The sequence below is a fragment of the Devosia sp. XK-2 genome (genome assembly GCF_037113415.1).
Lineage (GTDB): Bacteria > Pseudomonadota > Alphaproteobacteria > Rhizobiales > Devosiaceae > Devosia.
Map to the genome: position 1 here is coordinate 1,835,126 of NZ_CP146608.1, position 20,865 is coordinate 1,855,990.

Sequence of the window (20,865 nt, forward strand, 5' to 3'; positions counted from 1 at the left end):
CCCGTGACGATAGCGCGCTAAAGCTCGACAGATCGCTCGGTTTCCGGCGTCGCTGGCGCAATCTTAATCCCCTCGCCCTCAAGCGCTGCGCGGACTTCGCGGGCCAGATCGACGGCACCCGGCGTGTCGCCATGCAGGCAGATGGACCGGGCTGACGATTTCAGCACGCTGCCATCGATAGCGACGATTTCGCCCGTTTTGGCCAGCCTCAGACAGCGCTCGATAACCGCCTCAGGATCGTGGATGACAGCCCCTTCTTCCACGCGCGAAACCAGCAGCCCATCGGGCGTATAGGCCCGGTCGGCATAGGCTTCGCGGATCAATGGAAGACCGACAGCCTTGGCGGCGCGCACCTGCTGGCTATTGTCCAGCGCCAGCACCGCCATGTCCGGATCCATTGCCTGAATACTGCCGAAGATACCCACGGCAAAGGCCAGCTCTTCGGCCGTCTGATTGGCCAGCGCCCCATGTAGCTTCACATAGGACAGAGCCACCCCGACTTCATCGGCAATATGGCGCACGAGAAATAGCTGTCCCCGGATCTGACCCAGCAATTGATCGAGCGGCATGACCACGCGGAACCGGCCAAAGCGTTTGGGGTCTGCGTAGCCGGGATGGGCGCCCGCTCTTATGCCTCGGGCCTTACAGATCTTGAGAATGCGGCGGATCGTAGCGGCATCGCCGGCATGCCCGCCGCAGGCTATTGATGCACTCGAAACGACTTGCAGCAGGTCGTCGTCAGTGCCCATGCCTTCGCCCAGATCGGCATTGAGGTCTATACTCGTCATGATTGGTCGCTCCGCAACAAGCGCTGCGCATGCTCTATGCTGACCGGAGTAAAGGCAACAGCCTCACCAGGGCGAATTTGGGCAAAGCGGTCGAGATCGGCCGAAATAATCGTGCCGATCCGTGGATAGCCGCCAGTTGGCTGGTGGTCCCGCATCAGCACGATGGGCGTGCCATCGCCCAATATCTGAATATCGCCCGCCAGGATCGGATCGGAGACAAGCGAGAGAATGCTGGCTCCGGAAAAAACGCCGGCCTCATCATCCAGCCGCACGCCCATGCGGTCCATCATTGGCGTCACACGAAACACGCTATGGTCAAAGCGGAGCCGGACATCCGGCGTAAAATTCTCGGCATGAATGCCCCAGACAAAGCGAATAGGGCCCGCTCCGGGCTCATGGGGTGCCAATTGCGCAGCACCAGCCCGTCCGGCGGGTCCTGAAAATGCCAGAACATCCCCAGCCACAAGCGCCCGGCCCTCCAGGCCACCCAGCTTTGCACGCATATTTGTCGACCGGCTCCCCAGCACCTTGGGCAAATCCAGGGACCCGTCAAAGCGCAGATAGCCGTAATTGCCTGCCGGGCCTGGCGTGATGCTCAACCGGTCGCCCTCGGCAAGATCGGCACTGCCCGGCCAGGACAGATCCTCGCCATTCACCTGGACCCGGAAGGCGCCTCCGGCCCAGCCAAGGGTCAATCGGCCCAGGACCACCTGCAGGTCCAGCCCCGCGCGGGTCATCTCGATTCCAGCACCATCGTCGGCACCAGCCAGACGCCCGGCAAAACCATGCGCCCCACGATCCATTGGGCCCGACGCACTGATACCTTGGGCGAGCAGGCCTTGGCGGCCGCCATCTTGAATTGTGCAAAGCGGCCCTGCCCGCTCGATCCGCAATTTCGCGCTCATCGCAGCGCCTCAAACGCAATGTGGTCGCCGGCACGCAACCGTGTCGGCGGATCAAGCGCGGGATCGAAATTCCGAAAGTCCGTCCGGCCGATGACATGCCAGCCCGTGGGGATATCTGTCGCGGTGATCGCCGTCTGCCCCGCGGCAAACAAGACGCTTCCGGCCGGCACCTGTTGGCGAACCTCCGCCCGGCGCGGCACGACAAGGCTGCCATCGTGAAAACCGCAATAGACAAAGCCCGGCGCAAAACCTGTCGTCAGCACCCGCAGGTCAGAGCAATTATGGGCCTCGATAAAGGCATCCACCTGCAAACCCAAAGCCGAGGCCACCTCGGCAATGTCCGGACCATCGAATTGCACTCCAATCCGATGTGTCCTTGCCTGACCCACCGGACCAGGGCCATTCAACCTTAGGCTCAACTCGCCTGACAATCGCATCGGCGTGATTTGGCCGGGATCATATCGGACCAGCACCGATACTAGGCTCGGCACAACCTCAACGACACCGGCTATTGGCTCATCTCGCAGACGGGCCGCAAGGATCAGCGCGGCCCTATTGGCCGCGTCATCCAGATTTTTGCCAAACCGGACCAGCAAAGCGCGATCGCCAAGCGGCACGATTTCAGGTCCGGTGCGCCATTGGCCATCTTTGCCGCGCGGGGTCTCTACTGGTGTCGTTTCCATTGGGAATGCAGTCGGTCAGATGAAACCGCATTCCGTCAAGCGGTCAGTTGCCAGATCGGCCCCACAGCGACAAAAATGCCGCTGGGCCATTGTGGTTAGGACAGGCGATCAATGGCTCAGTTGGGGTCACGACCCTCCTGTTCAACCACCGCCTCGAACAGAGTGCGGGCTTGACCGGCACCAATGGCCTCAATGGCCACGGCGGCTATGGCCGCAAACAGCTCCGCAATTTCCTGGGGATCGGTGATTTCGGCGTCGTCTTCGTCGGCATCGGCGTTGATCAGGGTAAACATGAGGAACGCGCCTCCACACTGGAGCGGGATGCGGAAGTAGGAAGACGGTTTCCGCAGAAGCCCGCGACCACAATAGTCTGGAACCAGACTGGCTCCAGACGAGCCTACGATTATCAGTGTGCGTCGATTCCGTTACCGCTTAAATAACGGAAAGTCCTGCGCCGCGGCAGAACCGGTCTTGCCCGCAAGGTCAGCCTCGCTTACGCTTCGCCCGCTTTCACAAATCTGTCGCAGACTGCGGAAAAGCCATTCTTCGCAACGCGTTGAAGGGCCGCGGACCCGTTTGCGCCGTCAGGACGATTCGTCCTCGAGCCTTTCGAGATAGGCCTCGATGTCGTCCAGGGTCGCCGAAAACGGCTTGGGCACGTCACCATAGACGATCTTGAAGCTCTCATCGTCGCGCACCGCATGCCCGCCGGGTTGCCCCAGCACCTTGATTTTCTCTGACGTCAGGATGGTCAGGCCATGCCGGGCCGCCACCCGTTTCATGCGCCGCATGCGCGATGCGTCAAATTCTTTGCGGCTCATTGCAGCGATCCCGATGAAGTGGCGGGCAGGGAGGGATTCGAACCCCCGGAAGGCTTGCACCTTCGCCGGTTTTCAAGACCGGAGCAATCAACCGCTCTGCCACCTGCCCGTGCCAGTGCGTTTAGCGGCGCCGGCGCGCCCTGTCCAGTGGCCACAATACCCCAATTGCTAAGGTATGAGCACGACTGAGCCTGTCGTTTCCCGCGCCTCCAAGGCGCGATGGGCATCCGCCACCTCGACGAGCGGGTAAGTCCGTCCAATATCCACCTTGATATCGCCGGCCTGCACCGCCCCGAACAAGGCCGCCGCGCCCGTCAGCAAGTCCTCGCGCTGCATGAAATAGTGCGTTCCGGTCGGTCGCGTCACATAAAGCGAGCCCTTGCGTGCCAAAACGCCCAGGTCAGGGATGCTGACAACGCCGGACGCATTTCCGAAGCTGGCCAGCAGGCCGCGCGGGCGCAGGCAATCCAGCGACCCATCAAAGGTGCTCTTGCCGACCCCGTCATAGACCACGTCGACACCCCGCCCGCCGGTAATCTCCTTCACCCGCGCCGGAAAATCCTCGACTTTGTAGTCGATCACATGGTGGCAACCATGATCGAGCGCCTTCTGCACCTTTTCGGGCCCCCCTGCCGTGCCGATCACCATTGCCCCCAGCGCCCGCGCCCACTGCGTTGCGATAAGGCCGGTTCCACCGGCGGCGGCATGCCATAAAATGGTTTGCCCGGCCTGCACCGGCCAGGTCTTGAACAGCAGATAGAATGCAGTAAGCCCCTTGAGGAGAATAGCGGCGGCCACGCGCTCATCCACGCCATCTGGAATGGGCACCAGCTTTGCCGCCGGCGCAAGCCGCTCCTGGGCGTAGGCGCCCGGCGTTCCCTGATAGCAAACGCGGTCGCCGACCTTTACCTCGGTCACCCCCTCGCCGACCGCCACCACCTCCCCCGCAGCCTCGTTGCCGCCGACAAATGGCAGCGGCAACGGATAGAGGCCAGATCGTTGATAGGTATCCACGAAGTTGAGCCCGATTGCCGTCTGGCGCAGGCGGACCTGCCCGGGCCCCGGCGCTCCGACAGGCCAATCCTCGATTGACAAGGCTTCGGGTCCGCCGACGGCATTGACGGCAACGACTTTGGTCATTTGGGTGTCCTTGGCTTGCGTGGCGCCGATTTGGGTCGTGACTGCGCCCGCCTGGCATTGGTGGATTTCGTCCGCGGCTTGGGCGGGCCCTCGGCCAGGGTCGGTTTCACCGCAACCGGGGCGGCCCCACCAATCGCCGCAATCGCCGCGCTCGTTGATACCGAGCCGGTATCGCCGGTAAAGGGCGTGAACTCCACGCCATGGGCCTTCCCGCCGCCCGCCCGTTCCTTACGGCGCTTGGCAAAAATGTTGATGGCCTCCACCAGCACCGAAAAGGCCATGGCCGAATAGATATAGCCCTTGGGGATATGGAAGCCGAGCCCATCGGCCACCAGCGTCACCCCGATCAGCAACAGAAAGGCCAAGGCTAGCATTTTTGTCGTTGGGTGATCGGCGACAAATTTGGCAATCGGGCCCGATGCAAAGAACATCACCGCCACTGCTACCAGCACGGCGGCAATCATGACCGACACCTGATCGGCCGGCACCATGCCCACAGCCGTGATGATCGAATCGATGGAAAACACCATGTCGATCAACACGATCTGCACCAGAACGGCCTGCAAACCCGCCTTGGCACCCTCAACTAGCCCGACCTCATGCGGCTCCTCGATGGCCGCGTGCATTTCGTGCGTCGCCTTGTAAATCAGGAAGCCGCCGCCCGCGATCAGGATGATGTCCTTCCACGAGAAGCCATGGCCGAATGCCTCGAATACCGGATCCTGCAATTGCACGATTACGCTGATCAGCAAAAGCAGAAGGATGCGGAACACAAGGGCGAGCCCGATGCCCAGCTTGCGTGCAAGTTCGGCCTGGTCGCGCGGCAGGCGCGAAACAAGCACCGAGATAAAGACGATATTGTCGATGCCCAGCACGATTTCCATGACCGTAAGCGTGGCAAAGGCGATCCAGACATTGGGGTCGGCAAGAAGGTCGAGCATTTCGTACTCCAGTCACCGCATACAGCGGATCGAGGCAATGTGGGGCATGGCTTTCGGCGCGAACACAGCGGCAAGACAAGACTAGAGTGCAAAAGGCGAATCTGAAAGCGCGCGACACGTTTTGGAGATACGATCCTTTTCGATAAGCTGTGGAATGCGGATTTTCCGCCCCTGCGTCATCAAACCGAATGCCCGTTTCGCGCCGCCGCTGGTATGGCGATACCGGCCGGTGCTACGCTTGGTCACAATCAGTTGCGAGACCAAAAATGGACAACTTCTCTCCCTTGACCGCCACTTTGGGCGGCCTGCTCATCGGCCTGGCCACCTCCGTCCTCTGGCTGGGCAATGGCCGCATAGCCGGCATTTCAGGCATTTTTGGCCAATTGCTGCCACCAGCGCAGACCGTGGTCTGGCGCATCGTATTTCTCGCGGCCCTGATAGGCGCGACGGCCCTGACGGCATTGGCTTTCCCGCAAATCGGCGTCGGTGGTGTTGAACCGGCGCAACTCGCAGCGTCGCCGGCGGCCTGGTCGGTCCCCATGCCCGTCTGGCTGATCGTGGCTGGCCTGTTGACCGGCTTCGGCACCAAGATCGGCAATGGCTGCACGTCCGGCCATGGCGTATGCGGCCTGGCGCGGCTGTCGCTGCGATCGCTGGTTGCCGTCCTTGTCTTCTTCTCGGTCGCCATTCTCACCGTCACCTTTACGGGGATTGTCTGATGGCCGTTCTCCGCCTGCCCTATCTCGCCACTGCCGCGCTGAGCGGCGCCCTTTTCGGCGCCGGCCTCTATGTCTCTCAGATGGTGGATCCTCTCAAGGTCCTGCGCTTCCTCGATGTCACCGCTATCCCGACTGGCGGTTGGGACCCCAGTCTCGCTTTTGTCATCGTCCCGGCAATTCTGGTCATGTTTGTCGCGGTGCGCATCAGCCGCGGTCGCACAGCGCCCTTGTTCGATGTTGAATTCCACGAGCCAGAATACAAGAAGATCGATCGACGGCTCGTCGGCGGCGCCGCGTTGTTCGGCATTGGCTGGGGCATGTCGGGCATCTGCCCGGGACCCGCTATTTCCCTCGTCGCCTTCCGGCCTGACGGTCTCTGGCTCTTTCTCATAGCCATGTTTGCCGGTTCCCTGGCCGGCAGCCTCATCCTGCCCAGCGGTCATCGCCGCCGCCTCGCGGACGCGGCCTCATGAGCCAGGACGCCGACATTATCGTTGTGGGCGGGGGCCTCGCCGGATCCGCCGCCGCCATTGCCTTGGCGCGTCGCAACTTGACCGTGATCCATCTGGCGCCCACCGCACCGCCAGACCGGCGGACTTCGGCCTTGATGATGCCCAGCGTCGATTTCATGCGTCATGCCGGGCTGATCGATGAGCCGGCCGACATCGGCCATGCGCTGACCGCGATCAGGATCATCGACGCGACGCACCGCCTGATCCGCGCACCCGAAACGCTGTTTGGTGCCAATGAGGTCGGTCTGGACGCCTTTGGCTGGAATTTTGGCAACGCCGCTCTACTGGCCCGTTTTCAATCCGCCGTACCAGAGGCAGGCCTCGATATCCGTAACGCCGCCGTTACCGGTTATCGTCGCAACGATGGCATGGGCATCGTCACACTTGCCGATGCGTCGGAGCTGCGCGCGCCCCTCATCGTCGGCGCCGATGGAAAGAAATCACTGATCCGCTCGGCCGCTCGGATCGGAACGCGCGAACATGATTTTGCCGAGGCCGCTCTGGTTTGCGACCTCGAACTGGCGCGGCCGATTGGCGGAACCTCCATTGAGTTCCACTACCCTCACGGTCCGTTTACGCTCGTTCCAGCGGGCGGCTCCAGAGCTAATCTGGTCTGGATCGATGAAGCCTCCCGGCTCCGACAAGTCCAGGGCGAAGGACCGGAAGCCCTGGTGGCGGCGATCCAGAGCCAGTCGCAACACCTGTTCGGCACCGTCACCCTGGCCTCGCCCAGCTTCGTTTTCCCACTTTCGACATTGACCGTCGAGGTCGCAGGCCAGAACGGCATTGCCCTTGTCGGAGAAGCCGCACACGCTTTCCCGCCCATTGGCGCGCAGGGGCTGAATCTGGGCTTGCGCGATGTCGCCGACCTGATATCGGCCGTCAACGAAGCCGACCGCAGCCAATCCGACTGGGCTGAGCGCGTCAGCCTCGACTATGCAAATCGGCGCTCAGGAGACCTTATCCGCACCAACAGCATGGTCGATGCGCTCTTCCGGTCGCTGCTTGCTGACATGCTGCCCAGCCAGGCTATGCGCGCCGGTGGGCTATGGGCTCTCAAATTGCTGCCGCCTTTGCGCCGGCAAGCCTTTGCCCTGGGCATGGGCGAAGGACGCTGAATACTACAAAAGGCGCGGTTACCCGCGCCCTTTTCATAAAGATCGATCTGCAGTGCCCTATTGGGCCGGCGCGTCTGCCGCCGGGGCGTCTTCGGCGGCCGGGGTCTCGGTGCCCTCGCCCGAAAGCTCCTGACGGAGCTGCTCGGCACGGTCCTGCAACACCTGCTCAAGCGCGTTCTGGCCCGACTCCTGCTGCTGCAACTGTTCGAATGTCAGCGCCGCATCGCCGTCATAGGTGGCAGTGAAGCCCGCCAGGTTAATCTCGATCGAAAGATCCTGATTCTGCCGGTTCTTGGCCGTCAAAGTCAGCTTATTGCCGCGCTTGAGCGAATTCACATACTGCTCGTTGATCACGAGCTGGGTGGAACACGACTGCACATCGCAGAGCATATAGGGCACGCGCACCGGCTTGGCATTGTCGATCTGCCAGGTCAGCCCGAAAGGCAGCAACACCCCGAGCGGCACGGCGGCCACGGCCAATAGACGGCTTTCCTGGCCCGGATCGTCCCGCAGCAGGAATGAGCCCAGGAACTGGCCATTGGCCAACACTACCTGACGCATCAGGCAGGCCTTCTGCCCATCGGGAAGCGGATCGCAAACCTTGAGCCAGTTTTGCGAGGCCAGACTGTCGACGGCCTCTGCAACGTCCTGGGTGGCTGAACCATCTGCGGGCGCCGGCGCTTCGGCGGCCGGCTGCTCGGTCGTCGCTTCCTGCGCAAAGCTCGCCATCGGGGACAGCATCAGCGCGGCCACCGCAACACTGGCGACGAGGGGTTTCCTGAAAGTCATAGAATGTCCTTGCCTTCCTTGGCGGTCCCGGCGGTCATAGCCGCCTTGAAATTCGAACTGCCCTTCAAGGGCGCAAATCGGGCAATAACATGACCGATGCCCCTTGCCAAAACATTATGCGCGGCATCGTTGACGCCGCGCCACTCACACCCCGGTTTCGGCCAGTTTTGCGAGCTTTGCGAGGATCGCCGCCGCCCCTTTCAGGCGTTGTTCGGCGCTAGGCCAGTTGCGCGCGAACACAAGTTTCTGATCAGGCTTGATCCGCACCTGGTTGCCCGGATCGCTCACCAGCTTCACCAAACCGGCAGGATTGGGGAATTCATTATTGCGCAAGCTGATCACCGCGCCCTTGGGACCGGCATCGACTTTCTCGACATTGGCCTGGCGGCAGAGCGATTTGACCAGGATCACCTTGAGCAACGCCTCGACCTCTTCGGGCAGCGGTCCAAAGCGGTCGATCAGTTCGGCGCCGGCCGCATCGATATCGCGCACATCGTTGAGATCACCGAGCTTGCGGTAAAGCTGCATGCGCAATTGCAGATCCGGCACATAGTGTTCCGGAATCATCACCGGCATGCCCAGCGAGATTTGCGGGCTCCACTCGTTGCGGTCTTCGTACTCTTCCTCACCCGATTTCAGGCTGGCGACCGCCTCCTCCAGCATGGCCTGATAGAGCTCATAGCCGACCTCGCGGATATGGCCCGACTGCTCGTCGCCCAACAGGTTGCCGGCCCCGCGAATATCGAGATCGTGACTAGCCAGCTGGAACCCGGCACCCAGGCTTTCGAGCGATTGCAACACGCCCAGCCGCCGCTCGGCCGTGTCGGTCAATTTCTTGTCAGGCGGCACCGTGAACAGCGCGTAGGCGCGCTGCTTTGCGCGCCCGATACGGCCGCGGATCTGATAGAGTTGTGCTAGGCCGAACTGGTCGGCCCGATGCACGATCAGCGTATTTGCATTGGGAATATCGAGACCCGATTCCACAATTGTCGTCGCCAGCAGCACGTCGAATTTGTTGTCGTAAAAGGCGTTCATGATGTCGTCGAGTTCGCCCGGCGCCATCTGCCCATTGGCCACCACAAACGATACCTCCGGCACCTGCTGTCGCAGGAATTCGGCAATATCGGGCTGATCCTTGATCCTCGGCACCACATAGAAGCTCTGCCCGCCGCGATACTTCTCGCGCAGCAGCGCCTCGCGGATCGAGAGGGGGTCGAAGGGTGAAATGAAGGTTCGGATCGCCAGGCGGTCCACCGGTGGCGTCGCAAGCAGCGAGAGGTCGCGCACCCCGGTCAACGCCAGTTGCAGCGTGCGCGGAATCGGTGTCGCCGTCAGCGTCAACACATGCACATTGGCCTTGAGCTCCTTCAAGCGCTCTTTATGGCCCACCCCGAAATGTTGTTCCTCGTCGATGATCAACAGTCCGAGATCATTGAATTTGATCGACTTACTGAGCAGCGCATGGGTGCCGACCACAATATCGACCTGCCCGTCGGCCAGCCCTTCCTTGGTCGCCTTCAGCTCTGCTGCAGGCACCATGCGCGACGCGTGCCGCACTCGCACCGGCAGGCCATTGAAGCGTTCCGAGAAGGTCTTGAAATGCTGGCGCGCCAGAAGTGTCGTCGGCACAACTACGGCCACCTGCTTGCCGCTCAGCGCCACGGCAAAGGCGGCGCGCAACGCTACCTCGGTCTTGCCGAAGCCCACATCGCCGCAAACCAGCCGGTCCATGACCTTGCCCGAAGAGATGTCGTCGAACACCGCTTCTATGGCATTGAGCTGATCTTCGGTCTCCTCATAAGGGAAGCGCGCCGCAAACTCGTCATAGGCGCCAGCATTGATGTCCACCACATCCGCCTTGGTGAGCAGGCGCTGCGCCGCCAGCTTGATGAGCTGCTCCGCCATGTCGCGGATGCGCTTCTTGAGTTTGCCCTTCTTGGCCTGCCAGGCCACGCCGCCGAGTTTGTCGAGGGTCACAGACGCATCGTCGGACCCGTAGCGAGTAAGAAGCTCGATATTTTCGACCGGCAGATAAAGCTTGGTGTCGCCGGCATATTGCAGCTCGACGCATTCATGTGGCGCCCCTCCGGCCTCGATAACCTTGAGGCCGAGAAAACGCCCGATACCATGGTCGACATGCACAACCAGGTCGCCCGCACTCAGGCTGGCCGCCTCGGTCAGAGCGTCGGACGCCTTCTTGCGCCGCTGCGGACGCAAAATGCGTTCGCCCAGAATATCCTGCTCGGTAAGAACCAGCAGATTCTCGGTCTCGAATCCGGTTTCGAGCGGCAGTACCACCAGCGATGTTGTGGCGGCGCTGGTGGTTTCTGCATCGCGCCAGTTTTCCGCCAGTCGCGGATTGGTCAGTCCATGGTCTTTGAGAACCTGCGCCATGCGGTCACGCGTGCCCGCGCTCCAGCAGGCAATGATCGCCCGGCGTCCTGCACGCCGCTCCGCCAGTAGCCTGTCGACCACGGCCTGAAACAGATTGACATCTGCCGCGGCGCGCTCGGCCGCAAAGCTCGGCGCGACATGTCCGCCCGCATCATCGCCCCTGGCCGCGCCCGGCGACAAAAATGGCGAGAGACGCACCACCGATGCGCCCGCGAGGTCCGCGGGCGATGCGTCCAGGTCATAGAGCAGTTCGGGTTTGATCGGCTTATAGGGTGCCCCCGCCCCCGCGACCGTGGGCGCGAGCCGCGCCGCCTCGCGCGCATCATAATAGTCCCGAATCTGTTCGGTCCGCTCCGCAAAAGCCTCGGCCACCTGGTCGTCGAACACGAAGGGCGCGTCGCCCACATAGTCGGCCAACCGATCCATATGATCGTAGAAGAACGGCAGCCAGTGCTCCGTGCCCGAATAGCGCGACCCGCCACTCACGCTGGCATAAAGCGTGTCATCCACCGTATTGCCGCCGAAAGCGGCCGTATAATTCTGCCGGAAGCGGCGAATGGTCTCTTCATTGAGCACCACTTCGCTCATCGGCGTCAGATCGATCCGCTTGAGCGTCCCCGTGGTGCGCTGGCTGTCCGGATCGAAGGTTCGGATCGATTCCAGTTGGCTGCCGAAAAAGTCGAAGCGCAGCGGCGCCTCCGCCCCGGCCGGGAACAGATCGATCAACCCGCCGCGCACGGCGAACTCGCCGCTCTCGCGCACGGTCGGCACGCGCAGATAGCCATTATTCGCCGCCCAGGCGACCAGTTTGTCGCTATCCACCACCCGGCCCACCGCAGCCGAAAAACTCATGGTTTCGACCAGGTCGCGCGGCGGCAGTTTCTGGATCAGGGCATTGACCGCGGTCAGAACCACCGCCCCGCTGCCGCCGCTTGTCAGCGCCGCCAAAGCGTTCATGCGCGCCGCGATGGTCACATTATTGGGCGAGACGCGATCATATGGCAGGCAGTCCCATGCTGGCAGCGTCAGTATAGTATGGCCGGGCAGGATGGCACCGAGTATCTCGGCCATGCGCAGCATGCGCCGCCCGTCGCGCGCCACGAAAACCAGGCTGGCCGCGTCTTTGGGGGCGTCCTTCAGGCGCTGCTCCACCAATTGAGCCAGCACCATCGGCTGCATGCCATCAGGTACGTTGGAAATGGTGCGCACCTGTGGCGCGACCCCTCTCATCTCGTTCATTTCTCGATCCGGGCCTGATGGTCGGCAATCACCAGGTTCAGGAAGTCGCCGTCCACATGTGCCGGGGGCTCTTCCTGCCGCATCACCCATTTGAGCAGCGGCGGGTCTTCCTCGTCCATCAGGGCTTCCAGGCGGTCGAGTTGGCCGGTGTCGAATCGCTCGACATTGGCATCCGCAAATGGTCCCAGGATCAGGTCCATTTCCTTGGTGCCGCGATGCCAGGCCCGGTAGCGCAGGCGCTTGCGCCGAATAGCAATGTCTTCACCGGCCGTCATGCGACACCCATGATTGAAATTTGTTCCCGATTTGGACATGTCTCTTACGCGGAACAATGACCTTTGTCAGCCCTTGACCGGGCCGAGCCGTCATCCGCCCACATGCGCGAACAATTGGATCAGCACAATGACCGGCAGCCACGCCAGTGCGCCCAGCAGCACCAGAATCAGGAGACGTCGCCGCAACAGCCAGTCCAGGACTGGTTTCGACATCCCGATCGACAACAAAAAGGTGTAAACGCGGTCCATAGCCCCTCCAGAACCGCATAAGCTGCCTTAAGCTTTAACGTGATCTGGATCTCGAACCGGAAATTGTACCTATCCCCGATTCCGTCCTTTACGATTTGCCGGGCCGGATATCGCCACCAACAAAACGTCCGCCAGGTTAGATCGTGTCGCGACCGCAGAACTTACAGCCGCTCTTTGCCTCCCTGCACGCCATCAAGGGTGTGGGCGACAAGCTGGCCGCTCTGCTCACGCGATATTTCGGAGCGCCGGACGGGCAGGAGGCAATTGTCCTCGATGTGCTCATGCACATGCCCACGGGCATCGTCGACCGGCGCCGTCAGGTCGGGATTGCCGAGGCCTATCTCAATCAGATCGTCACGCTACGCCTGCACATAGACCGCCACCAGCCGCCACCGCGCGGCAAGCCCCATGTCCCGCATCGCGTTTTCGCTCATGACGAGACCGGCGAGATTCAACTGGTCTTTTTCCGGGCACAAGGCGGTTGGGTGGAACGTGCTCTGCCCATTGGCGAAGAGCGCTTCGTCTCCGGCCAGATCGGTTTTTTCAATGGCGAGAAACAGATCACCCATCCCGACTACATTGTGGAACCGGATAAATTTGCTACCCTGCCGCTGGTCGAGCCTGTCTACCCGCTAACCAATGGCCTCAGTTCCAAGGCACTGGCAAAGCTCATTCGCCAGGCGGTCGACGCCGTCCCCGACCTGCCCGAATGGATAGCACCGGAAACTGTGCGCACCCGGAAATGGCCCGGCTTTTCCGACGCCATGCATGCGGTTCACCTCCCGGAAAATCCCGATCAGGCCCAGCTCTGGTCCCCGGCCCGCCAGCGTCTGGCCTATGACGAATATCTCGCCGGCCAGATTACCCTGCAGCTCATTCGCTCCAGCATGGTTTCGGCCCGCGGCGTTGCCCGCCAGTTCACCAATAAGATCACACAGCGCCTCGCCGCCGCCCTGCCCTTCGCCCTGACGGACGGGCAAAAACAGGCCTTGGCGGAAATACGAACCGATCTGACTGCACCCGACCGCATGTCCCGTTTGCTGCAAGGCGACGTTGGCTCGGGCAAGACGGTCGTTGCGCTCATGGCCATGGCCGCCATGGCCGAGAGCGGTGCGCAATCCGCCCTCATGGCCCCCACCGAACTACTGGCCTCTCAGCATTTCCGAACCATTCAGCCCCTCTGCCAGGCCGCCGGCCTCACCTGCGCTCTTCTTACCGGCAAGATGCCTGCCGCCGAGCGCCGCGCCATCTTGTCCGGTCTGGCCAACGGCTCTATCGCCATCGCCGTGGGCACCCATGCCCTCTTCCAGTCCGATATTGCCTTTCACGATCTCGGCCTCACCGTCGTTGACGAGCAGCACCGCTTCGGCGTGCACCAGCGCCTCGCCCTCTCCGATAAAGGCCGCCACACCGACCTCTTGGTCATGACCGCCACGCCCATCCCGCGCACCCTGGTCCTCACCCATTTCGGTGACATGGCGGTCAGCGTGCTCAAGGAAAAGCCGCGCGGGCGGCAGCCCATCGATACCGCAGTCATGTCGATCAACGACTATGCCCGCGTGGTCGCGCGCTTGCACACACGCCTGGCCGAAGGCGCACAGGCCTATTGGGTCTGCCCGCTGGTCGAGGAAAGCGAGACGCTCGAAGTCGTCTCCGCCGAAGATCGCTTCAACGAACTCAAAAAGGCCTATGGCGACCAGGTTGCCTTGGTTCACGGCCGCATGTCCGCTGCTGCCAAGCAAGAAGTCATGCAGCGCTTCAAGGCCAACGAAATCAAGCTACTCGTTGCCACTACTGTCATCGAGGTCGGCGTCGACGTCCCCAATGCCACCATCATGATCATCGAGCATGCCGAGCGTTTTGGCCTGGCACAGCTCCACCAGCTCCGTGGCCGCGTCGGCCGAGGCTCACAACGCTCGGCCTGCTTGCTGCTCTATAAGGACCCGCTCTCTGAAACTGCCAAGGCGCGTCTGGACACCATCAAATCCACTGAAGACGGTTTCGAGATCGCCGAACGCGATCTCGAACTGCGCGGCCAGGGTGACGTCCTGGGCACAAGGCAGTCGGGCATGCCCGGCTACCGCCTCGCCGTCCCGGACGTTCACCGCCACCTGCTCGAATTCGCGCATGACGAGGCCAAGGATCTGCTTACCCGCAATCCCGGCCTCACCGGACCCGAAGGCGATGCCGTCCGCACCCTGCTCTACCTGTTCCGCAAGGACCTGGCGATCCCGCTCATCCGCGCGGGATAAAGCCGCTACTCCACCGTCACCGATTTGGCGAGATTACGCGGCTGGTCCACATCCGTGCCCATGAATACGGCCGTATGATAGGCCAGCAATTGCACCGGGATCGTCGCCAGGATCGGCGCGACGAAGCTATGCACATGCGGAATCTTGACTATATCCGCCACGCCATGGCCAACGCTCTCCGCGCCCTCCTCATCGGTGATCAGAATGATCTTGCCACCGCGCGCGGCCACTTCCTGCATATTCGACAGCGTCTTGTCGACCAGCTCGTCCGAAGGCGCCACCACGATCACCGGCATGGCCTCGTCCACCAGCGCGATCGGGCCATGCTTCAGCTCACCTGCTGCATAACCTTCTGCATGGATATAGCTGATTTCCTTTAGCTTTAGCGCACCCTCCATGGCCACCGGGAACATCGCTCCCCGTCCCAGATAGAGCACGTCCTTGGCCTTCGAGAGCCGCTTGGATATCTCCATAATCTGGCTCTCGGCACCAAGGGCCGCTGAAACCGCCGAGGGCAAGGCGGTCAACGCCCGCACCAGTTCCACTTCCTGCTCGGCGCTGAGCACGCCCCGCGCCCGGCCCGCGGCGATGGCAAGGCTCGCCAGTGCCGTCAATTGCGCCGTCAGCGCCTTGGTCGATGCAACGCCAATTTCCGGTCCGCACAGGATCGGGAACACCACACCGGATTCCCGCGCAATCGTCGATTCCACCGTATTGACCAGGCTGGCCACATGCTGCCCTTGCCCGGCGCAATAGCGCAGCGCGGCCAGCGTATCCGCCGTTTCGCCCGACTGCGAAATGAACAGCGATAACCCACCCTTTTCCAGGGGCGGCTCGCGGTAGCGGAACTCACTGGCCACATCGATATCCACTGGCAGGCGCGCATACCGCTCGAACCAGTATTTCGCCACCGCGCCCGCGTAGTAGGCTGTGCCGCAGGCGCTCATGGTCAGGCGCGACAGATCTGCGAAATCGAAAGGCATAGCCTCACGGATCGCCACCTTTTCTGCCCCCATATCCACGTAATGGCTGAGCGTGTGCGAAATGGTCTCGGGCTGTTCGTAAATTTCCTTGGCCATGAAATGGCGATGATTGCCTTTATCGACCAAGAGCGCCGAGGCCTGGGATACCATCTGCTCCCGCTCGACCAGCACATCCTTGCCATCCCGAATGGTCACGCCATGCGGCGTAATCACGGCCCAGTCGCCATCCTCCAGATAGGTCAAGCGCGACGTAAAAGGAGCGAGCGCCATGGCGTCAGACCCCAGATACATCTCGGTCGTGCCATAGCCCACCGCCAGCGGCGCACCATGCCTCGCCGCAATCAACAGCCCAGTTTCGCCCTTGAACATGAAGGCCAGTGCAAATGCGCCCTTGAGCTTCTTTAGCGTCCGGGCCACCGCCAGTTCGGGTTCGGCGCCATTGTCCAGCTCCCGCGTCACCCAGAGGGCGACCGATTCCGTGTCCGTTTGTGTCTGCGGCCGATAGCCGTCCTTGGCCAGGTCCTCCAACAGCTCGCGGAAATTCTCGATAATACCGTTGTGGACGATGGCCACGCGCTCGGTCGCATGCGGATGCGCATTGGTCTCGGTCGGCGCCCCATGCGTGGCCCAGCGGGTGTGGCCGATGCCGATATGCCCATCGAGCGGCTCCATGCCCAGCTTGCTGGCCAGATTGCCCAACTTGCCTTCGGCGCGACGGCGAGCGATGGCGCCGTCCTCCAGCGTCGCCACGCCTGCGCTGTCATAGCCGCGATATTCAAGGCGCTTCAGCGCATCCACCAACCGCCCGGCAACTGGCGCATCGCCGACAATCCCAACGATACCGCACATGTTATTTTCCTTTCGCCGCCTTCTTGGCCAGGGCACGTTCCCTCAGCTTTGGTGCATAGCCCGGCTTGTTCTCCTGCCGCGCCCGGCCCAGAGCCAGCGCATCGGCTGGCACATCTTCGGTGATCACGCTGCCCGAAGCCGTATAGGCCCCGTCCCCGATCGAGACCGGCGCCACCAGCGATGCATTGGAGCCGATAAAGACATTGTCGCCGATGATCGTCTTGTCCTTGTTCACGCCGTCGTAGTTACAGGTAATCGTACCCGCGCCAATATTGGTTCTGGCCCCGATTTCGGCATCGCCCAGATAGCTCAGATGCCCTGCCTTGGTGCCAGCCCCAATCTTGCTTTTCTTGACCTCGACGAAATTGCCCAGATGCACTTCGGGCCCAAGTTCCGCCCCACCACGAATGCGCGCGAACGGCCCAATGGAGGCGCCTTCGCCAATCACCGCATCTTCAATGTCGCAAAATGCGCGGATCTCGACATTGTCTGCTATTTTCACGCCGGGCCCGAAGACCACATTGGGGAAAATCGTCACGTCCCGCCCGATCTCGGTATCCCAGGAAAACCACACGCTCTGCGGGTCGCGCAGGGTTACACCGGCCTTCATCGCGTCTTCGCGCCGGTTCTGCTGAAAAATAGCTTCTGCGCGGGCCAACTGACTGCGGTCATTGACGCCCATCACGTCGTTTTCTGGCGCCAGTCCGAAACCAACCTTCTTGCCTGCCGAGTTGGCGAGCCCGACGAGATCGGTCAGATAGTATTCGCCCTGCGCATTATTGGTATCGATGCGGTCGATCAGATCGCGGAACACTTCGGCACGAAACGCCAGAATACAGGCATTGCAAAGGCCGATGGCGCGTTCGGCCTCGCTTGCGTCCTTGTGTTCTCTGATGGCCAGGAGGCGCTCGCCTTCAGTGATAAAGCGCCCATACCCGCTTGGGTCCTTCGGCTCAAACCCGAGAATTGCCACATCGAGCCCGGCATCCAACCTGTCTAGTACCGCCCGGAAATTTGCGCCGCGCAGCAGGGGATGGTCGCCATAAACAACAGCGATATACCCCTCATGCACCTCGAACAGGGCGCGCGCTTGCGCCGCCGCATGACCGGTGCCGCGCGCTTCTTTCTGTTCGAAATGCTCGACGCCCGCGTCCAGCGCCGAGACCGCCGAGCGGATGCCGTCGTGTCTCGGCCCGGTAACGAGCGCAACCCGCGTCGAGCCCGCCTCCCGCGCCGCGCGCGCCACATGCCCGATGATCGGCAGACCTCCGACTGGATGCAGCACTTTAGGCAAAGCGGACTTCATCCGCGTCCCCTCGCCTGCCGCCAGAATGATCGAAAGCAGTTCGGCCATGTCACTTTCCCAGATCGCACCGGAAATTCTTCCGGCATTTTCACAAATTTGTGGCAGCCAAGAGTTGGCGAACCGCTAACATTGGGACCACTCTAGCCCGACATCCCCGGCGATTCGGGCGTTCCAGAGGGTCCTCGCTTGGCTAAAGCATCCGAACAATTCCGGCAATCCGACGTGACGCTTTGGGGCATTGTCGCATTGGTCAGTGTTGCCTTGGCGGTGTTTGGCTCCAATGTCGCGCTTCTGGTGCCCCAGAGTATCATTGGCGGGCTCCACCAGCCACGCGTGGCCGGCGCCTCGATCGAAACGCTGCGCCAGCAAGTGTCCGATTTGCGCCAGGAAACGACGCGCCTCAAGCGGGAAAACGAACTGCTGGTTAGCCGTTTCTCCATGCAGGAACGCTCCGGCAACGACATCACGCGTCGCGTCGGCGCGCTGGAGACGACAGTGCCGCAGATTCTCGAGAACCTGCCCAATGGCCCGCTTGTCGACCGCTCCACGGTCACCGCATCCATCGGCGAAAATCAAACTCTGACCTTCGATGCCGACGGCGGCTCGGTTTCCGTGCGTCAGTCTGCATTGCCCCAGGCCTCCGCCCCCGAGGGTGTGAACCAACCCCTGCCCGCCCTGGTGCCGACCCAGCAAACCTCCGCCATGGCCATGCCCAATGAGAACGCCTATGGCATCGCCGTTGGCGCCGCCGTGCCTTTCGAGCAGACCCCGGCGCTCTGGAGCGACCTGACACTCAAACTCGGCCCGCTATTATTCGGTCTCTCTCCCCTGGTGGTCGACCAGGCCAATGGCGAGAACAAACGCATCGTTGTCGGCCCCATTGAGCAATTGGCCGAAGCCCGGGCCCTGTGCGAGCGTTTTGAGCGGGTTTCCATTGCCTGCATGCCTATGCCATTTTCAGGTACTCCCCTGGACATGTCACGCTAAGGGTCAAATTCGGTTGACAGGCGGACAAGTCCGGCTATGTTCCGCCGCGACGCCGAACGGCGTTCCCCGGAGCGTTCCCTGGACGAGAGAAGACCGTCTCTCCTTCTTGGTAGCGCGACACCAAATGTAGGCGCCGGTAGCTCAGTGGTAGAGCATTCGACTTTTAATCGAATGGTCGAGGGTTCGACCCCCTCCCGGCGTACCACTTTTCTCGACCCAGTTTCATGATATCGCCGTGGCGACGCCCTTGATGACGGGCACCATGCTTTGTTCCTCGGTTCCGGCCATGCCCCAGACCTGCATAGACCCAGACCCCTATGCCGAGCTCGACAACCGGGCCGACGCCTTCGAGCTCTCCGAAGAGCTCCGCAAGCCCATCCGCATTCACCGTGGGCACATGCCGTCTTCGCGCATGACGCAAACCCGCCTCTCCGGCCATGGCCGACGCATTCCCGTTTGAGAATCAGCGCCATGCCGTACTATCGGCGGTAAACATTTCGCGTTTTGGGGGTAGACATGTCTCAGGAGACGACGGACCTCTTGAAGGTCCTGGCAGTGACTTTGCTGGTCTTTGCGGGCAGCACGCTGGTCATGCTCTACGGCATTCTGCTGCTGGCCAAATATGGTGCCAACCTGCCCATGGTGGGTTCGCTGCCACTTAACGCACCACCCGAGCTTGTCCCGGTGCTGACGGGCAGTGGTGTCTTCGCCACCCTCGCCGCCGTGCATGTTACCGGATCGGGCATCGCCCTCCTGCTCACCAGCAACACCATCGACATGGCCCTGCTCATCACCTCCAAGGCGGTGACGGTGGTCATCATGGCCCTGCTTGGCTTTGCCGGCGGCCACATGGTCTATCTGCAACTGACGGAAAGCACCGCGCTCAATCTCAATCCGCTGTTGCCGGCGCTGGTCGGCCTGATTGGATTTCTGATCCTGTCGACCCTTCTCAGCGTCCCCGCGCTGCGGCGCTTGGGCAATTTGCGCTATGCCGTGGGTATTGGCCTGATCGTGCTCGGCCCGCTCCTTCTGGTCTGGCTCTAGAGCGTGATCAGCAAAAGTTGCAGACTTTTGCGGTTCGATCACGCGACGATACAAGGACTTAGAGCCATATCCATGTCGATTGAATCGAAATGGATATGGCTCTAGGCGCCCGCGCTACCCCGTCAGGGTCACCACCACCGCACCACGCGGCGTGGCCACAATGGTGTGCTCGTACTGCACCGTTGGAGCCAATGGTTCGGCCGTCAGCGTCCATTCGTCGTCTTCATACATCTGCTCGGCCATCTGTCCGCCCAGAGACAGGAAGGGCTCAATGGTGAACACCAGCCCATTGCCGATTTTCCGCCGCTCGGACCGGTCCGGCCAGGTCGGCACCTCACCCGGCTCGTCATGCAGGCTGTCGCCCACGCCGTGGCTGGCCAGGTTTCGGATCAGCGTATAGCCACCCTTCTTGGCCACCTTGCCAATCGCCATGCCGATATCCGCCAAAGGCGCGCCGGCCTTGACCGCATTGATGCCGGCCCACATCGCCTTCTTGCCGTCCCGACAGAGTTTTTCCAGCCGCGGATCGCCCTTGCCGAGAATATAGGAAGCCCCACAATCGGCAAAAACGCCATTCTTGGCCGCCGACACATCGATATTGACCAGATCGCCATCGCGCAGCACCCGGTCTCCCGGAATGCCATGGGCGATTTCCTCATTGACCGAAATGCAGGTGGCCCCCGGAAACTCGTAGGTCAGGATCGGCGCCGACTCCGCACCATGCTCCGCCAGAAATTTCGCCCCGATCTCGTCCAGTTCCAGCGTCGTCATGCCTGGCCGCATGGCCGCTGCCATGGCCTCTCGGGCCATGGCACAGATGCGGCCGATATCCTTGAGCTTTTCAAGCTGCTCGTCAGTCGTGATAATCAAG

The 20,865-nt window shown here is 61.8% G+C and carries 21 protein-coding genes and 2 tRNA genes; 8 read left to right on the plus strand and 15 right to left on the minus strand.

All coding sequences use genetic code 11. The annotated features are described in order from the left end of the window. Positions 1-17: 17 nt before the first annotated feature. The 8 genes from V8Z65_RS08820 to V8Z65_RS08855 form a co-directional block, all read right to left on the minus strand. Positions 18-788: a 5-oxoprolinase subunit PxpA gene (locus tag V8Z65_RS08820; protein WP_338723851.1), complete on the minus strand. Its 771-nt coding sequence runs from the start codon at positions 786-788 to the stop codon at positions 18-20. Then, positions 785-1,693, minus strand: a complete 909-nt coding sequence (locus V8Z65_RS08825; RefSeq protein WP_338723853.1) for a biotin-dependent carboxyltransferase family protein — start codon at positions 1,691-1,693, stop codon at positions 785-787. Before V8Z65_RS08825 ends, V8Z65_RS08820 begins: the two co-directional genes overlap by 4 nt. After that, positions 1,690-2,376, minus strand: a complete 687-nt coding sequence (locus tag V8Z65_RS08830) for a carboxyltransferase domain-containing protein (RefSeq protein WP_338723854.1) — start codon at positions 2,374-2,376, stop codon at positions 1,690-1,692. The genes V8Z65_RS08825 and V8Z65_RS08830 overlap by 4 nt, the downstream gene beginning before the upstream one ends. A gap of 116 nt (positions 2,377-2,492) precedes the next feature. Continuing rightward, the gene (locus V8Z65_RS08835; RefSeq protein WP_297112524.1) at positions 2,493-2,669 is read right to left on the minus strand and encodes a hypothetical protein; all 177 of its coding nucleotides are present in this window, start codon (positions 2,667-2,669) and stop codon (positions 2,493-2,495) included. Between the two features lie 291 nt (positions 2,670-2,960). Further along, positions 2,961-3,197, minus strand: coding sequence for a hypothetical protein (locus tag V8Z65_RS08840; RefSeq protein WP_338723855.1), 237 nt, complete (start codon positions 3,195-3,197; stop codon positions 2,961-2,963). A 19-nt stretch (positions 3,198-3,216) separates the two neighbouring features. Further along, a tRNA-Ser gene (locus tag V8Z65_RS08845) sits at positions 3,217-3,306 on the minus strand. Positions 3,307-3,365: 59 nt separating this feature from the next. After that, positions 3,366-4,337 carry a quinone oxidoreductase gene (locus V8Z65_RS08850; protein WP_338723857.1) on the minus strand — a complete coding sequence of 324 codons (972 nt, stop codon included), beginning with the start codon at positions 4,335-4,337 and terminating at the stop codon, positions 3,366-3,368. Next, positions 4,334-5,278 (minus strand): TerC family protein, encoded by a 945-nt coding sequence (locus tag V8Z65_RS08855; protein ID WP_338723858.1) that lies wholly within the window; start codon positions 5,276-5,278, stop codon positions 4,334-4,336. Before V8Z65_RS08855 ends, V8Z65_RS08850 begins: the two co-directional genes overlap by 4 nt. A 266-nt stretch (positions 5,279-5,544) precedes the next feature. On the opposite strand from V8Z65_RS08855, the gene V8Z65_RS08860 reads away from it, so the two are divergent. The 3 genes from V8Z65_RS08860 to V8Z65_RS08870 are packed head-to-tail and all read left to right on the plus strand — an operon-like array spanning position 5,545 to position 7,627. Next, a complete protein-coding gene (locus V8Z65_RS08860; protein ID WP_338723860.1) occupies positions 5,545-5,997 on the plus strand; it encodes a YeeE/YedE family protein in 453 nt (150 codons plus the stop codon). Beyond that, positions 5,997-6,470, plus strand: a complete 474-nt coding sequence (locus V8Z65_RS08865; RefSeq protein ID WP_338723861.1) for a DUF6691 family protein — start codon at positions 5,997-5,999, stop codon at positions 6,468-6,470. The genes V8Z65_RS08860 and V8Z65_RS08865 overlap by 1 nt, the downstream gene beginning before the upstream one ends. After that, complete coding sequence (locus V8Z65_RS08870; protein WP_338723862.1) at positions 6,467-7,627, plus strand: FAD-dependent monooxygenase; 1,161 nt, start codon at positions 6,467-6,469, stop codon at positions 7,625-7,627. Before V8Z65_RS08865 ends, V8Z65_RS08870 begins: the two co-directional genes overlap by 4 nt. A 57-nt stretch (positions 7,628-7,684) precedes the next feature. Here the strand turns inward: V8Z65_RS08870 and V8Z65_RS08875 are convergent, their stop codons facing one another. The 4 genes from V8Z65_RS08875 to V8Z65_RS08890 form a co-directional block, all read right to left on the minus strand. Further along, entirely contained in the window at positions 7,685-8,416 is a 732-nt protein-coding gene (locus tag V8Z65_RS08875) for an invasion associated locus B family protein (RefSeq protein ID WP_338723863.1), read from the minus strand. Positions 8,417-8,560: 144 nt separating this feature from the next. After that, positions 8,561-12,049 (minus strand): transcription-repair coupling factor, encoded by a 3,489-nt coding sequence (gene mfd, locus V8Z65_RS08880; protein ID WP_338723865.1) that lies wholly within the window; start codon positions 12,047-12,049, stop codon positions 8,561-8,563. After that, positions 12,046-12,324 carry a succinate dehydrogenase assembly factor 2 gene (locus V8Z65_RS08885; RefSeq protein WP_338723867.1) on the minus strand — a complete coding sequence of 93 codons (279 nt, stop codon included), beginning with the start codon at positions 12,322-12,324 and terminating at the stop codon, positions 12,046-12,048. Before V8Z65_RS08885 ends, mfd begins: the two co-directional genes overlap by 4 nt. Positions 12,325-12,414: 90 nt before the next feature. Then, on the minus strand, positions 12,415-12,573 hold the full coding sequence (locus V8Z65_RS08890) for a hypothetical protein (RefSeq protein ID WP_338723868.1): 159 nt from the start codon (positions 12,571-12,573) through the stop codon (positions 12,415-12,417). Between the two features lie 143 nt (positions 12,574-12,716). Here V8Z65_RS08890 and recG point away from each other — a divergent pair, with 143 nt between their 5' ends. After that, positions 12,717-14,825: an ATP-dependent DNA helicase RecG gene (recG, locus tag V8Z65_RS08895; RefSeq protein ID WP_338723869.1), complete on the plus strand. Its 2,109-nt coding sequence runs from the start codon at positions 12,717-12,719 to the stop codon at positions 14,823-14,825. Between the two features lie 5 nt (positions 14,826-14,830). On the opposite strand, the gene glmS is transcribed toward recG, so the two are convergent. After that, positions 14,831-16,657 (minus strand): glutamine--fructose-6-phosphate transaminase (isomerizing), encoded by a 1,827-nt coding sequence (gene glmS, locus V8Z65_RS08900; protein ID WP_338723870.1) that lies wholly within the window; start codon positions 16,655-16,657, stop codon positions 14,831-14,833. A gap of 1 nt (position 16,658) precedes the next feature. After that, positions 16,659-18,011 (minus strand): bifunctional UDP-N-acetylglucosamine diphosphorylase/glucosamine-1-phosphate N-acetyltransferase GlmU, encoded by a 1,353-nt coding sequence (glmU, locus tag V8Z65_RS08905; protein WP_338723871.1) that lies wholly within the window; start codon positions 18,009-18,011, stop codon positions 16,659-16,661. Positions 18,012-18,149: 138 nt separating this feature from the next. On the opposite strand from glmU, the gene V8Z65_RS08910 reads away from it, so the two are divergent. The 4 genes from V8Z65_RS08910 (at position 18,150) to V8Z65_RS08925 (ending at position 19,994) form a co-directional block, all read left to right on the plus strand. Further along, entirely contained in the window at positions 18,150-18,950 is an 801-nt protein-coding gene (locus tag V8Z65_RS08910) for a hypothetical protein (RefSeq protein ID WP_338723872.1), read from the plus strand. A gap of 130 nt (positions 18,951-19,080) precedes the next feature. After that, positions 19,081-19,155, plus strand: a tRNA-Lys gene (locus tag V8Z65_RS08915). Positions 19,156-19,185: 30 nt separating this feature from the next. Continuing rightward, positions 19,186-19,410: a hypothetical protein gene (locus tag V8Z65_RS08920; RefSeq protein WP_338723873.1), complete on the plus strand. Its 225-nt coding sequence runs from the start codon at positions 19,186-19,188 to the stop codon at positions 19,408-19,410. 56 nt (positions 19,411-19,466) lie between these two features. Further along, entirely contained in the window at positions 19,467-19,994 is a 528-nt protein-coding gene (locus V8Z65_RS08925; RefSeq protein WP_338723874.1) for a hypothetical protein, read from the plus strand. 114 nt (positions 19,995-20,108) lie between these two features. Here the strand turns inward: V8Z65_RS08925 and map are convergent, their stop codons facing one another. Further along, complete coding sequence (map, locus tag V8Z65_RS08930) at positions 20,109-20,864, minus strand: type I methionyl aminopeptidase (protein ID WP_338723875.1); 756 nt, start codon at positions 20,862-20,864, stop codon at positions 20,109-20,111. Position 20,865 lies beyond the last annotated feature (1 nt).

Bases quoted from the DNA above. Each gene is read 5' to 3' on its own strand.
- V8Z65_RS08820 (WP_338723851.1), bottom strand. From the start codon at position 788: ATGACGAGTATAGACCTCAATGCCGATCTGGGCGAAGGCATGGGCACT.
- V8Z65_RS08825 (WP_338723853.1), bottom strand. From the start codon at position 1,693: ATGAGCGCGAAATTGCGGATCGAGCGGGCAGGGCCGCTTTGCACAATT.
- V8Z65_RS08830 (WP_338723854.1), bottom strand. From the start codon at position 2,376: ATGGAAACGACACCAGTAGAGACCCCGCGCGGCAAAGATGGCCAATGG.
- V8Z65_RS08835 (WP_297112524.1), bottom strand. From the start codon at position 2,669: ATGTTTACCCTGATCAACGCCGATGCCGACGAAGACGACGCCGAAATC.
- V8Z65_RS08840 (WP_338723855.1), bottom strand. From the start codon at position 3,197: ATGAGCCGCAAAGAATTTGACGCATCGCGCATGCGGCGCATGAAACGG.
- V8Z65_RS08850 (WP_338723857.1), bottom strand. From the start codon at position 4,337: ATGACCAAAGTCGTTGCCGTCAATGCCGTCGGCGGACCCGAAGCCTTG.
- V8Z65_RS08855 (WP_338723858.1), bottom strand. From the start codon at position 5,278: ATGCTCGACCTTCTTGCCGACCCCAATGTCTGGATCGCCTTTGCCACG.
- V8Z65_RS08860 (WP_338723860.1), top strand. From the start codon at position 5,545: ATGGACAACTTCTCTCCCTTGACCGCCACTTTGGGCGGCCTGCTCATC.
- V8Z65_RS08865 (WP_338723861.1), top strand. From the start codon at position 5,997: ATGGCCGTTCTCCGCCTGCCCTATCTCGCCACTGCCGCGCTGAGCGGC.
- V8Z65_RS08870 (WP_338723862.1), top strand. From the start codon at position 6,467: ATGAGCCAGGACGCCGACATTATCGTTGTGGGCGGGGGCCTCGCCGGA.
- V8Z65_RS08875 (WP_338723863.1), bottom strand. From the start codon at position 8,416: ATGACTTTCAGGAAACCCCTCGTCGCCAGTGTTGCGGTGGCCGCGCTG.
- mfd (WP_338723865.1), bottom strand. From the start codon at position 12,049: ATGAACGAGATGAGAGGGGTCGCGCCACAGGTGCGCACCATTTCCAAC.
- V8Z65_RS08885 (WP_338723867.1), bottom strand. From the start codon at position 12,324: ATGACGGCCGGTGAAGACATTGCTATTCGGCGCAAGCGCCTGCGCTAC.
- V8Z65_RS08890 (WP_338723868.1), bottom strand. From the start codon at position 12,573: ATGGACCGCGTTTACACCTTTTTGTTGTCGATCGGGATGTCGAAACCA.
- glmS (WP_338723870.1), bottom strand. From the start codon at position 16,657: ATGTGCGGTATCGTTGGGATTGTCGGCGATGCGCCAGTTGCCGGGCGG.
- glmU (WP_338723871.1), bottom strand. From the start codon at position 18,011: ATGGCCGAACTGCTTTCGATCATTCTGGCGGCAGGCGAGGGGACGCGG.
- V8Z65_RS08925 (WP_338723874.1), top strand. From the start codon at position 19,467: ATGTCTCAGGAGACGACGGACCTCTTGAAGGTCCTGGCAGTGACTTTG.